The sequence below is a fragment of the Mycobacterium sp. RTGN5 genome (assembly GCF_033804465.1).
GTDB lineage: Bacteria > Actinomycetota > Actinomycetes > Mycobacteriales > Mycobacteriaceae > Mycobacterium.
In genome coordinates this window covers 1,803,327-1,816,126 of sequence record NZ_JAPZLA010000001.1, presented here as the reverse complement: position 1 = coordinate 1,816,126, position 12,800 = coordinate 1,803,327, and the positions used below count along the sequence as shown (strand labels likewise).

Sequence of the window (12,800 nt, the reverse complement as noted above, 5' to 3'; positions counted from 1 at the left end):
ATGGCAATCAATCTCGAACTGCCGCCCAAGCTGGAAGCCGTGATCGAGAAGGCGCACCAGGGTGCCGCGGAGATGTTGCGGCCGATCTCGCGCAAGTACGACGTCGCCGAGCACGCCTACCCCGTGGAGCTGGACACCCTGGCCACGCTGTTCGAGGGCATCTCGGAGGCAAACACGATTTCGTTCGCCGGCACGGAGGCCTTCCGGGACAGCGACGACGGGCCAAAGGGAAACATCAACGGCGGCAACATGTCCGCGTTGCTCAATGCGCTCGAGATTTCCTGGGGCGATATCGCGCTGTTGTTGTCGGTACCCCGCCAGGGCTTGGGCAACGCCGCCATCTCGGGGGTGGCCACCGACGAGCAGTTGGCGCGGCTGGGCAAAAACGTCTGGGCCGCAATGGCGATCACCGAGCCGTCATTCGGCTCCGACTCGGCGGCGGTATCCACGACAGCAGTCCTCGACGGCGACGAGTACGTGATCAACGGTGAGAAGATCTTCGTCACCGCCGGATCCCGGGCCACCCATATCGTGGTGTGGGCGACGCTGGACAAGTCCAAGGGCCGCGCGGCCATCAAGTCGTTCATCGTCCCGCGCGAGCACCCCGGCGTCACCGTCGAGCGTCTCGAGCACAAGCTCGGCATCAAAGCCTCCGACACCGCGGTGATCCGGTTCGACAACGCCCGCATTCCCAAAGAGAACCTGCTCGGCGACCCGGAGATCCACGTGGACAAGGGATTTGCCGGGGTCATGGAGACCTTCGACAACACCCGGCCGATCGTGGCGGCGATGGCCGTCGGGGTGGCCCGAGCGGCGCTCGAGGCACTCCGCACGATCCTCACCGAGGCGGGCGTGGAGATCGACTACGACAAACCCGCCCATGCTCAGAGCGCGCCCGCCGCGGAATTCCTTCGCATGGAAGCTGATTGGGAGGCCGGCTACCTGCTGACGGTGCGATCTGCGTGGCAAGCCGACAACGCGATCCCGAACTCCAAGGAAGCGTCGATGGGCAAGGCCAAGGCCGCCCGAGTGGCCAGCGACATCACCCTCAAGGCCGTCGAATTGGCTGGGACCGCAGGTTATTCCGAGCAGACCCTGCTGGAGAAGTGGGCCCGCGACTCGAAGATCCTCGACATCTTCGAAGGCACCCAGCAGATCCAGCAGCTGGTGGTGGCCCGCCGGTTGCTCGGGCTGTCGTCGACCGAACTGAAGTAATCAGGCTAAGTCAGCCAATGGCGTTCAGCTCGCGCTGAGTCTCCTCGTCGAGTTCGATGTCGGCGACCGCGAGGTTTTCCTCCAGGTGGCCCAGCGATGACGTGCCGGGGATGAGCAGGACGTTGTCCGCAACACCCAGCGTCCACGCCAGCGCGATCTGCGCCGGGGTGTAACCCAGCCTGCTGGCGGCGCCGGAGATGAGCGGGTGCGTCAGCACCGGATTCACCTCATGGAACGCCGAGCCGAGCGGGAAGAACGGCACGAACGCGATACCGCGGGCGATGCACTCGTCGAGCACGGGCTGCGACGTGCGGTCCACGAGGTTGAACGGGTTCTGCACGCACACGATGTCGGTGATCTCGAGGGCATGCAGCAGTTGCTCGTGGCTGACGTTGCTCAGCCCGATTCCGGCGATCAGGCCCTCGTCGCGGGCCGTGATCATCGCCCCGAGCTGGTCGGTGAACAACGCATCGGGTTCGGACTCCATCACCCGCAGGTTGACCGCGGCCAGCCGTTCGACGCCGAGGGTGCGCAGGTTCTCCTCGATGCCCGCACGCAACCGGTGGGGTTCGGCGTCGGGCAGCCACGCCCCCTGGTCGTCGCGGCGGGCGCCGACCTTGCTCACCAGCGCCAGGCTGTCGGAATAGGGGTACAGCGCCTCGCGGATCAGCTCGTTGGCCACGTCGGGTCCGTAGAACTGCGAGGTGTCGATGTGGTCGACACCGGCTTCGACAGCCCGGCGCAAGACGGCCAGTGCCTGGTCGTGGTCCTTCGGTGGCCCAAACACACCCGGGCCGGGGAGCTGCATGGCGCCGAATCCAACGCGGTGGACGTTGTAGCCGGCCAGCGGAAAGCGTGTCATGGATGCTCCATTCGCATTGAGGTCAAATTGTTTGATGTCAAACTATCTTGCGGCCGCGATACGCTTCCTGTCAACCCAGGGAGGTGAAGCCACATTCCAAGCCCAGCACACGGCGCCGAATCCCCGCAGCGGGCCGTCGAACTCGCCGACGCGTTCGGCCGCGCCGGTAAGACCCTCGTCCGCGCGCTCGACGATCGACTTGGTGACCACGGGGTGTCTACCCCCCGCTCGAAGGTCCTATTCGAGGTGAACCGGTGCGGACCGGTCCGACTGACTGACCTCGCCCGCGCGGTCGGCATCACCCAGGGCACCGCGTCGACCCTGATCGACGCGCTCGCCCGCGAGGGTCTCGTCGAGCGCTTCGCCGACGACTCCGATCGCCGAGTCACCTTGCTACAGACGACCACCACGGGGCGTCGTCAGGCCGAAACCTGGGCGACCGCCTACACCGCCGCCGCGCACGAGTTGTTTTCGATCCTGTCCGCCAAAGAGCAACTGGTCCTCACCGAGCTGCTGCACCGCCTGGCCGACTCGGTCGGCGACTAACGGTCAGCCCGTCGCACGAACCTGGCAGGGCACCCCGTTGACCACCTGGGTATTGCTGGGCACGTCAAGCAGATCCGGCGGATTGAGCAGGTTCGAGTTGACGCCGGGATGCGCATTGGCGACGCCGAGCCGGCTGCCCGGCACACCGTGGCCCCAGCCGTGCGGCAACGACACCACACCGGGCATCATCTCGTCACTGACTTCCACCGGCACCGACACCTTGCCCTCCGACGTGCTGACCTCGGCGACATCGCCGTCGCCGAGCCCGGCCCGCCGCGCGTCGTCCGGATGGATGAGCAACGTGCACCGGTCGCGGCCACGCATCAGCGACGGCACATTGTGCAACCACGAGTTGTTCGACCGCAGATGCCGCCGGCTGGTCAGCAGTAGCGACTCCTCGCAGCGGTCCAGTCTCGCCCGCAACCGCGGCACATCGTCGACGAAGAGGTCATGCACCAGTTCGATGGCCCCCGACGGCGTCGTGACCGCCAGGTCGAGCCGCCCGCCCTGCAGCTCCCCCAGCCGCAGGCCATCGGGCTGGGCGCGGACATCGTCGAGAGTCAGGCCGCCCGGGTTGGTGCCCAACCCGTCACCCCATGGCCCCAACCGGACGTAGAGATCGTAAATTCGCTCGGGTCCTTGGCCTTTCAGTGCACCCATGACGTCGACGGGATCGCGCCCGGTCAGCGGCGTGCCCGGCTGAGCGCACATGGTGGCGACCAGGCCACCGGTGTACAGGTCGTCCATCGCGACGAGGTCGACATCGGGCACCGGCGTACCCAGTACGGCACCCGAAAGCCGTAGGAGTACTTCCCATTCGGCCGGTCGCCCCGGGTCGGGAGCGAAGAGTGGCTCCGACCACTTCAGACAGGACGCGATGGCGTACATCCAGTAGAGGTCGTCGGCGTGCGGGCGTTCCAGCGGTGAGAGTCCAGGAAAGATGACGTGCGCGTGCCGGGTGGTTTCGTTGAGCCAATTGTCCACGCAGATCAGGGCATCCAGCGATGCCAGCGCTTCGTCGACGCGGCCCGCTGCGGGCGCCGAGATCGCCGGATTTCCCGCGACTGCGATCATCGCGCGAATCCGGCCCTCCCCCGGGGTGAGGATCTCCTCGGCCAGGCAGCTCACCGGAAACTGACTGAGCACCTCACCGATGCCACGCACTCGTGAGGTGAAACGGCCGAATTCCCAACGCGGGCCGGTCTGGTCCGGTGGCTTCATGAACATCGGCGAGTACACCGCCGGAGTGGGGAACACGGCACCGCCGCGGCGATCGACAGCCCCGAGCGCGGTGTTGAGGACGAACACCAACCAGGTTGCCAGCGTGCCGAATTCCTGGGTGCAGGCTCCGATCCGGCTGTAGAGCACCGGATTCGACGCTGATGCGAGATCGTGGGCCAGTTGGCGGATCGTCGCAGCCGGGATCCCGCTTGGTCCTGCGACGGCCTCGGGGGTGAACGGTTCGGCCAGGGCGATCACGTCGTCGAGCCCCTGGACCCGACCGTCCAGGTGCGGATGGGCGCGCAGTAGGCCGTCGGCGGCGAGCGTCCGCAGCAGCGCGAACAACACCAGCGCGTCGGTGCCCGGCCGGATCGGCACCCATTCGCCGGCCCGCTGGGCGGTCTCGGTGCGCCGGGGATCGATGACCACCACCCGGCCGCCGCGCTTGCGGATATCGGCGAGAAGGCCCGTGACGTTGGGCGCCGAGAGCATCGAGCCCTGCGAGGCCGCCGGATTGGCCCCGATGACCACCAGGTGGTCGGTGCGCGCCAGGTCGGGGATCGGCGCGTTCCACATCCCGCCGAACAGCAAGGTCCCGACCACGTTGAGCGGCCATTGGTCGACGGTGCCCGGCGAGTAATAGGCGCCCATCCCGGCCGCGGAGGCCATTCCGACCAGGGCGCCGATATAGGAGCTGAGGCCCAAGTTGTGCGCCACCGGATTGCCCACGTACACCGTGATCGCCTGGGCGCCGTCGCTGTCGAGCACCGGCCGCAAGACCCGCTCCGCCTCGGCGAACGCCTCCTCCCAGGAGACCGGGATGTGAGTTCCGTTGGCTTGCTTGATCATCGGTGATCGCAGCCGGTCCGGGTCGTCGTGGATCTGACCGAGGGCGGTCCCCTTGGGGCACAGATGCCCTGCCGACCACACGTCGTCGGGATTGCCGCGGATATCGGTGACCCGGTCGCCGTCGACCGTCACCCGAAGGCCGCACATGGCCTCGCACAGCGGGCACGTCACCCGGTGGGAGTCGAGAGCACTATCCGACGGCTGTCTGGACACCTGTCCATATTAGGCAGGCCGCAACGGCCAGCACAATGGGTCAGGGCTGCTCTCGACGGGTGCGCCACTCACCCATGGCCGACAGACGTCGCCGCTGCTGGGCGGCGGTCCCCGCGTCGAGGCCACGGTCACGCTCCTCGAGATTGCCGATGACCCGCTGCCGATGCTCGACGGGATTGGCGTCGTCGTATTTGAACTTGGCCTCCACCCGCACCACCGCGAGCCGCACGCCACGGATACCCGGCAGCATCCGGCCGTACGGGTCCTCCCCGACGGCGACCTCGGCATGACGACCCTCGGGCTGGAAGTCGCCGAGCTGGGTCTTCAGGATCTCGACCTTGCCCTGCGGATCGTCGACAACCGTTGGGCGGCAGACGAATTGAACAGACGAGTAGTAGCTGGTGGGCACACCGTCCTCGTCGGGACCGCCCGCCTTGGCCCGCCAGTACGTCGGGATGTAGGCGTAGTCGCCGATCACGGCCAGCCGCACTTCGGCGGCGGCTTCCAGGTGCGGCCAGACCGGGTTGGGCCGCGCCAGATGGATCAGCAGCTCCTCGCCGGCCAGCGTGAAGTGGGTGGGCACCAGCAGTGGGGCTTGACCGGCGTCCACATTGTTGACCGCAAGCACCCCGAACCGATCGGTCGTCGCCAGCCAGTCCTGCCATTCGGTGGCATCACGCGCGGCATCCCAGGGATGGATCAACATGCCGGTCAATGCTTCCTGGGGTTGGCTGCTCACGCAATGGGTTTATAGGTGAGATGCAGTTCGCTCAGGCCGCGCAGCAGGAACGTCGGCTCGTAGCGGTAACGACGGTCACCGGCCGGACCATGGTGGATGTCGTCGATGGCGATGTCGGTCATCCGGTCCAGCAGCCGGTTTAGCGTGACTTTGGCCTCGACACGGGCCAGAGGAGCACCGGCGCAGGTGTGGATGCCACGGCCGAACGTGATGTGCTCCCGAACGTTCTTGCGGTCGAGCATGAATTCGTCGGGCCGCTCGAACTTGCGGGGGTCACGGTTAGCGGCGCCGAGGCACAGCATCACTACGGTTCCGGCCTTGATGTCGACGCCGCCGAGCTTGGTGGTCTTGCGCGCGAGCCGGAAGTCGACCTTTGTCGGGCTCTCGATGCGCAGCGACTCCTCGATGAAGTTGCCGATAAGGCTACGGTCCGCTCGCAGCTTGTCCTGAAGGTCGGGGCGCTCGGCCAGCACTCTCGTCGAGGCGCTGAGCAGCTTGACCACAGTTTCCTGTCCGGCTGCGAACAAGAAAGTCGCCGCGCGGACGACGTCGACGGTCTGCGGTGTCGTGCCGTCGGGATACGTCGCCGTCGCAAGCGAACTCAGGATGTCCGCACGCGGTCGCAGGCGCCGCTCATCGATATAGCCGGTGAACTTGCCGTCCAGCCACTCCAGGGGGTTTACGGCGACGGGTGTGTGATCCAGTGCGCCGACAGCACTTCCCGGTTCCCTGCCCGCCCCGAGACTCTGGCGGAACTCCCCGCGGTCCCCGGCGGGCACGCCCAGCAGGTCGGCGATCACCAACGTGGCAAAGGGCTTGCCGTACTCGCCCAGTAGTTCGCATCTGCCGTTGGCGATGAATTCGTCGAGTTGGCGATCGGCCAGCTCCCACATGAAGTCTTCGTTTTCCTTCAGCCGAGCGGGCGTCAACAGTCGGCTCAGCAGTGAGCGGGCGCGGGTGTGTTCGGGCGGATCCATCACCACCATCATTTCGTTGATGGGGAAGAGGTGTCGGTGGGCGTCGATCTGCTCGGAGATGTCGTCGCCCTCGGGGACGAATGGCAGCGGTGGGAATGGCCCGCCGATGGCGTTCACCGCCGAAAATGTCTCGTAGTCCTTGAATGCCGCGACGGACTCTTCGTATCCCGTGACCGCAACGACTCCGTAGTTGGGCTCGCGGAACACCGGGTTTTGCGCGCGCAGGTAGTCCAGGTAGTCGTAGGGGTCCTGGGCAATGCCCGGGTCGGAGAAGTAGTCCGTTGTCGCGAAATCGGTCATTGTTGGGGGCCTTTCACGATGCTGATGGCTTGGCGAGGGCAGGCGGCCACCGCGGCCTCGACCCGCTCACGCATCTCGTCCGCGGGCGATGCGACGCTCGTGGCCTGGTCGCTGGAATCGACATCGAAGACTTCAGCGGCGAGCTCGACGCACAGGGCATGGCCCTCGCACAAGGTCCGGTCCACCTGTACGCGCCATCGAGCCGCCGTCATTGAGCCCCTCCGTGTCGTGAATCGATTTTGATCGATCGATCAATTTTTGCGTCCGGACATTTTTACCACGGGCGGAAATCGGGGGTCAACAGGTGGGCCGGGGCATCGTCTAGCCAAGCGAGGATGGGTCCTGAGAGGATGACCGCTATGGCATCGACCGCAAAGACCAAAGAGAAAGATGCCGGCGCGCGTGAACGCCTGATGGAGGCGACCGCTCAGATCATGCTCGAGGAGGGGTACGCCGCCGCGACGTCCCGGCGCGTGTCGGCGCGCGCCGGGGTCCGGTCCGCCCTCGTGTACTACTACTTTCCAGCGATGGATGACCTGTTTGTCGCGGTAATGCGACTGGGCGCCGAGGCCTCGCTGGCCCGGATGCGCCAGGCGATCACCGCCGATGAACCGTTGCGAGCCATGTGGTCCATCAATACCGATCCGCGCTGGACGGCCTTGTACGCAGAGTTCGTCGCACTGGCCAACCATCGCAAGATGATCAGCGCCGAGCTCAAGTCCTACGCTGAACGCGTTCGCGATATCGAAACCGCTGCCGCCACAGTCGCGCTGCGCTCACAGGGCCTCGATCTGAACGAGTATCCGCCCGTGGCAATCTCGATGCTCGTTGCACAGATCGCCCGCAGCCTGGGCAACGAGAGCGCCATCGGGATGACCGAGGGTCATAAGGAGATGCGAGAGCTGGTAGACCGCTTCCTGAACCGGTTCGCCCCCACCGAGCAGGCGCAAGCTACTTGAGCATGCTCCCACCGTCCACGGTCATCGTCAGGCCGGTGACATAGCGGGCCTCGTCAGAAGCCAAGAACAGCACCGCATTACTGATGTCGACCGGCTCGACCCAGCCGATCGGAAGTACGTGCATCATCTGGGCCACTACAGCCATATCGTCAGGCCCCGGATTCTCCAGGTCCGGACGGAAGAGCTTCATCGTGCCCTCGTTCATGAACAGCGGGGTGTTGACGTTGGTGGGATGTACCGAATTCACTCGGATGGACTGGTGTCCCAGCTCGACGGCGAAGGTTCGCATCAGCCCCACCACGCCATGCTTGGCCGCGATGTAATGTCCGGTGTGCGCGTACGCCTTCAGTCCGCCGACCGAGCTGGTGAGGATGATCGATCCGCCCCTGCCGGCCGAGATCAGATGCGGCACCGCGGCTTTCACCGTCTTCCAGACGCCGGAGAGGTTGACGTCGATCATGTCCGTCCAGTCTGACTCGCTGGTTTGATCGAGCGTCTGACCGCCGTTGCCGATACCGGCGTTGGCCACGATGACATCCAACCGGCCAAGTTGCTCCACCCCGCTGTCGACAGCGGCTTTCAACGCGTCATAGTCACGGACATCGACCTCAGCGGTCACAATCCGGCGGTTGAGACCCTTGACCAGATCCGCGGTCTCGGCCAGGTCGTCGGGTGTGGGCGCAGGAATGTCGTCGTTGCTGCTGATGCGCCTGCACACATCGACAGCGATGATGTCGGCACCCTCCTGTGCCAACCGAACTGCGTGACTGCGGCCCTGGCCGCGCGCTGCACCGGTGATGAAAGCGACCTTGCCTTCAACTCGTCCAGTCATAGATTCTCGCCTCCGATACCGTGATCACAATTTGATCGATCGATCAAAACTGTCGCAGTCTCGAGGCCTCATGTCAACCATCGAGTAGGCGGTTAGTGCATCCCGATGCGAATGTTCTTGACCTGAAGGAACTCGTGCAAACCCTCGATGCCGCCGGTACGGCCGAAACCACTTTGTTTGTAGCCGCCATAGGGTCCTTGCGGCGCCATGTCGCTGAACGTGTTGACCCACACCGATCCGGACTCGAGTCGTCGTGCCACGCCGTGGGCGCGAACGAGATCGCGGGTGTGCACGAAAGCGTTGAGCCCGTAGGGACTGTCGTTGGCGATAGAGACAGCCTCATCGGCGTCGCGAAATTTGATCACCGACACCACCGGTCCGAACGTCTCGACCTGCGCCAGTGCCGAAGAGTTGTCGACATCACCAAACACGGTCGGCTCGATGTAGTAGCCCTGCGCCAAGTCACCACCGATGCGCCCGCCCCCTGCGAGCAGCCGACCACTCCCCCTGTCGACGGCATCGCCGACCACCGTCAGGATCCGATCCAGCGCTGCCTGACCGATCACCGGCCCGAACGAGACAGCAGGATCGAGCGGGTCACCGATCTTCGCCTCCGCAATGCGGGCGAGGAACACGTCCACGAAATCGTCGTACACCGACTGCTGCACCAGGATCCGGCTGGCACAGGCACAGCTCTGACCGGATTGCATCAGGGGACCCTGGTGAGCCGAGAGCGTTGCGGCGGCCTGCACGTCGGCATCGTCGAAGATGATGTTGGCCGATTTTCCGCCCAACTCCGCCACCACCGGTGTCAGATTTGTTGTAGCCGCGGCGATGACCTTACGAGCAGTAGCACCGCTGCCGGTGAAGTGAACCTTGCGGATGTCCGGATGGCGCGCCAACGCATCGCCACCTTCGGCCCCCGCGGGGACCACATTGACCAGGCCGGGCGGCAGTCCCGCCTGTAGACACAGCTCGCCGAATCGGAGAGCCGCCAGAGGCGCGAGCTCAGAAGGCTTGAACACGACCGCGTTTCCGGCGGCGAGTGCGGGTGCCACACAGGAGGCCGCGACGGCCAGCGCACCGTTCCACGGTGCGATGACGGCCACGACACCGTAGGGCTCGCGTTCGATCAGGTTGATGTCGAACGACCCGTTGACCGGTGTGCTGGCACCGTGCGGCTTGTCGACGTAGCCGGCGAAATGGCGCAGGAAGCGTTCCAGCAGCACGGCCGTCCCGGCGAAGGAGATCGGCACGGCGTAATCGTGGACGTTGAGCTCGGCAAGCTCGTCCAGATGTTCGTGGACAAGGTCGGCCAGGTCGATGAGCAGGTCGCGACGCCGGTCTACCGTCAACGACATCCAGGCCCGCTGCGCCTGCCGGCTGCTGGCGACTGCGCGGTCGATCTCCTGCGGGCCGGCCAGCGCGACAACCACGTTTGGCTGCCCGGTGGCGGGATAGATGTGGTCGTGGGTGCCCGCCGAGGAGAACGTGATCCGCTCGCCGTCGATCAGCGGCCCCACAGGGGGAATCACGATGCGCCCGCTTCGCTGCGCCACTCCTCGAGGACTCGCTGCTGCTGCTCGTCGACGACCTGGTTGAGGTGCGACGCCTTGGGCCAGCCGTAATACGCGGCGAAATGCAGTGCCAACTCGTCCATCTCGTCGAAGGAAACGTCCCGACTCTTCAACGCGGCGTATACATGGCTGATGATAGGTATCAGCGTGTCCTGAAACGCCACACATGCCACGGTGATGAGCCGACGTTCCTTCATGCCCAAACCGGGACGAAGCCACATCTCGCCGAAGACGAAGTTCAAAATGCCCGCACCGGAATACGGGTTATCACGCGTCGGGGCGAACGGAATGCAGTTGATGTCTTTGAATGACTGCTCTCCGACCAACAACCGGATCTCGGGGTCACTGGGGGTGATCAGCGGCAGCAGCGGGTCCGGTGGCGGTAGACCCTGCCCGCGGTCCCGATGGATCCGCTCCCATTGCTCGTCAACGACCATGTTGAACCACGACGCCTTGGGCCACCCCGCGTACACCGCGAAATGCAGTACCGTTTCCCGCATCTCACCGATGGACACATCGCCGCTGTTAAGGGCGGCATACACATGGTCACGCAACGGCGCCTCGGCATCGGCCGCCGCCACACACGCCAGGGTGACGAACCGCCGGTCGCGACGGCTCAGCAGCGGACGTGACCAGATCTCGCCGTACACGAAGTCGATCAGCCCGGTGGCCGCAGGCGTGTCATCCTGCGGCGCGGGAAAGGTCATCACATCGGCGAACGACTGCCTGCCGCGCTCACGCCTGTCGCTGTCACTCATCGGATGGTGACCCCGGCATCGACCTTGAGTTCGGTGCCCGTCACGTAACGGGACTCATCGGAGATCAGGTACAGGACGGCATTGCTGATGTCGATCGCTTCGACCATCACGACAGGCAACGCGTTCAGGAAGATCGGGACGAGGTCGGGCCGGCCTTCGCCGAGCACTCGGTGTAGCGACTCGGGGCGCATACCCGTCTCGACCCCGGTCGGGTGCACGGTGTTGACCCGAACACTCACCGCGGCAAGCTCGTTGGCCAGCGCTCGACTCAGCCCGACGACACCATGTTTGGCGGCCGTATACGGAAGATGCAACGGCGTACCCTTCAACCCCGCCGCCGAGCTGATGTTGACCAGGCTCCCGCCACGAGTGACCAAGTGTGGCAGCGCCGCCGCACAAGTGTTCCACGTTCCGATGAGGTTGACGTCCAACACTGTTCGCCATTGCTCCGGCGTCGTAGCGTCCCAGGCCCCCACCGTCAGCACTCCCGCGTTGGACACCGCCGCGTCGAGGCCGCCGAGCTGGTCGACGCCGTCGTTGACCGCCGCGGCCAAGGCGGAGGCGTCACGGACGTCGACCACGTGGCTGACCGCTCGGCGGTTGTGCAGCCCGACCAGCCGTGCGGTCTCTTCCAGCTCTTCTCGGGTTGCCAGCGGATACTCCACCTCCGGCAGTGATTCGCAGATGTCGACCAGTATCAGGTCGGCACCTTCTTCCGCCAGCCGCACGGCATGGCTGCGGCCCATTCCGCGGGCGGCACCCGTGACCAAAACTCGCTTGCCGGCGACCCGTCCAGTTGTTTGTCTCACGACGTCCCTAGAGTTTGTTGGTGAAGCCGGCGTCGACCGGGAAGGTCACGCCGGTAACGTATTTGGCTTCATCACTGACCAGATACGCGATGGCAGCGCTGATGTCCTCGGGTTCGAGGAGGTCCACCGGCATGGGGTTTTGTAGGTGGGGACCGCCGTCGGGGTAGTTCTCCAGGAAGGCCGTCATCGCGGGATTGACGGCCATCATCGTGCGCACTGCGGTCGGATGAACAGTGTTGACCCGAATACTTTCCGGGGCAAGCGCATTCGAGAGCGTCCGCATAAGCCCGACGAGGCCGTGTTTGGACGCGGCATAGCCCAATCCGCCACCTTGCAGCCCGCCGAATCCGCGCAGCCCTGCCGTCGAACTGGTGAACACGATCGAGCCACCGCGGTGCCCGGCGATCAGGTGCGGGATCGAAGCCTTGGCCGTATGAAAGGCGCCGACGAGGTTCACGTTCAGCACATCGGTCCACTGCTGGAGTTCTTCGTCGATCGTCAACTCGCGAAAGGCCATGGTCGCGATGCCGGCGTTGGCACACACGATGTCGAGGCGGCCGAACTGCTCGACCCCGGCGTCCAGCGCGGCCTTCAATCCGTGGAAGTCACGGACGTCGGCGACCGCGGCAATCATCTTGCCGCCCTTGGCCTCAACGAGTTCGACGGTTTCGTCCAACTCGTCACGGCTGGCCATCGGATAACCGTTGGACTCGATGTCGGCGCAGATGTCCAGGCCGATGACGCTGGCGCCGTCGGCTGCCAGCCGAACCGCGTGGCTGCGGCCCTGCCCGCGAGCAACACCGGTGATGAACGCGACCTTGCCGTCCAGAGAACCCATCGATCATTCCCGCCTTCGTTGCGCCGGCGTCGTCGCCGTTGGAATCAAGCCACACAGTAACCGTGTTACTGCGGTACAGTAACCGCGTTACTCACCGACGGCAAG

13 protein-coding genes are annotated in these 12,800 nt (G+C 65.2%); 3 read left to right on the top strand and 10 right to left on the bottom strand.

The genetic code is table 11. The annotated features are described in order from the left end of the window. Entirely contained in the window at positions 1-1,215 is a 1,215-nt protein-coding gene (locus SLQ31_RS08885) for an acyl-CoA dehydrogenase family protein (protein WP_319431534.1), read from the top strand. Positions 1,216-1,225: 10 nt separating this feature from the next. On the opposite strand, the gene SLQ31_RS08880 is transcribed toward SLQ31_RS08885, so the two are convergent. Continuing rightward, the gene (locus tag SLQ31_RS08880) at positions 1,226-2,077 is read right to left on the bottom strand and encodes an oxidoreductase (RefSeq protein WP_319431533.1); all 852 of its coding nucleotides are present in this window, start codon (positions 2,075-2,077) and stop codon (positions 1,226-1,228) included. 213 nt (positions 2,078-2,290) lie between these two features. On the opposite strand from SLQ31_RS08880, the gene SLQ31_RS08875 reads away from it, so the two are divergent. Then, on the top strand, positions 2,291-2,623 hold the full coding sequence (locus SLQ31_RS08875) for a MarR family winged helix-turn-helix transcriptional regulator (RefSeq protein WP_319431532.1): 333 nt from the start codon (positions 2,291-2,293) through the stop codon (positions 2,621-2,623). 3 nt (positions 2,624-2,626) lie between these two features. Here the strand turns inward: SLQ31_RS08875 and SLQ31_RS08870 are convergent, their stop codons facing one another. The 4 genes from SLQ31_RS08870 to SLQ31_RS08855 are packed head-to-tail and all read right to left on the bottom strand — an operon-like array spanning position 2,627 to position 7,134. After that, positions 2,627-4,906, bottom strand: a complete 2,280-nt coding sequence (locus SLQ31_RS08870) for a molybdopterin-dependent oxidoreductase (RefSeq protein WP_319431531.1) — start codon at positions 4,904-4,906, stop codon at positions 2,627-2,629. Positions 4,907-4,946: 40 nt separating this feature from the next. Beyond that, positions 4,947-5,645, bottom strand: a complete 699-nt coding sequence (locus SLQ31_RS08865; RefSeq protein ID WP_319431530.1) for an FMN-binding negative transcriptional regulator — start codon at positions 5,643-5,645, stop codon at positions 4,947-4,949. Further along, positions 5,642-6,922: a cytochrome P450 gene (locus SLQ31_RS08860; protein ID WP_319431529.1), complete on the bottom strand. Its 1,281-nt coding sequence runs from the start codon at positions 6,920-6,922 to the stop codon at positions 5,642-5,644. Before SLQ31_RS08860 ends, SLQ31_RS08865 begins: the two co-directional genes overlap by 4 nt. Then, a complete protein-coding gene (locus SLQ31_RS08855) occupies positions 6,919-7,134 on the bottom strand; it encodes a ferredoxin (protein WP_319431528.1) in 216 nt (71 codons plus the stop codon). The genes SLQ31_RS08860 and SLQ31_RS08855 overlap by 4 nt, the downstream gene beginning before the upstream one ends. A 147-nt stretch (positions 7,135-7,281) precedes the next feature. Here SLQ31_RS08855 and SLQ31_RS08850 point away from each other — a divergent pair, with 147 nt between their 5' ends. Beyond that, a complete protein-coding gene (locus SLQ31_RS08850; RefSeq protein WP_319431527.1) occupies positions 7,282-7,881 on the top strand; it encodes a helix-turn-helix domain-containing protein in 600 nt (199 codons plus the stop codon). On the opposite strand, the gene SLQ31_RS08845 is transcribed toward SLQ31_RS08850, so the two are convergent. From SLQ31_RS08845 to SLQ31_RS08825, 5 genes are all read right to left on the bottom strand, one after another. Continuing rightward, positions 7,874-8,713: a mycofactocin-coupled SDR family oxidoreductase gene (locus SLQ31_RS08845; RefSeq protein WP_319431526.1), complete on the bottom strand. Its 840-nt coding sequence runs from the start codon at positions 8,711-8,713 to the stop codon at positions 7,874-7,876. The two genes, SLQ31_RS08850 and SLQ31_RS08845, sit on opposite strands and share 8 nt — an antisense overlap. Positions 8,714-8,805: 92 nt before the next feature. Continuing rightward, the gene (locus SLQ31_RS08840; RefSeq protein ID WP_319431524.1) at positions 8,806-10,248 is read right to left on the bottom strand and encodes an aldehyde dehydrogenase family protein; all 1,443 of its coding nucleotides are present in this window, start codon (positions 10,246-10,248) and stop codon (positions 8,806-8,808) included. Further along, positions 10,245-11,048 carry a carboxymuconolactone decarboxylase family protein gene (locus SLQ31_RS08835; RefSeq protein WP_319431522.1) on the bottom strand — a complete coding sequence of 268 codons (804 nt, stop codon included), beginning with the start codon at positions 11,046-11,048 and terminating at the stop codon, positions 10,245-10,247. The genes SLQ31_RS08840 and SLQ31_RS08835 overlap by 4 nt, the downstream gene beginning before the upstream one ends. Beyond that, positions 11,045-11,857 carry a mycofactocin-coupled SDR family oxidoreductase gene (locus SLQ31_RS08830; RefSeq protein WP_319431521.1) on the bottom strand — a complete coding sequence of 271 codons (813 nt, stop codon included), beginning with the start codon at positions 11,855-11,857 and terminating at the stop codon, positions 11,045-11,047. Before SLQ31_RS08830 ends, SLQ31_RS08835 begins: the two co-directional genes overlap by 4 nt. 7 nt (positions 11,858-11,864) lie before the next feature. Continuing rightward, positions 11,865-12,695, bottom strand: a complete 831-nt coding sequence (locus tag SLQ31_RS08825) for a mycofactocin-coupled SDR family oxidoreductase (protein ID WP_319431519.1) — start codon at positions 12,693-12,695, stop codon at positions 11,865-11,867. Between the last annotated feature and the right edge of the window lie 105 nt (positions 12,696-12,800).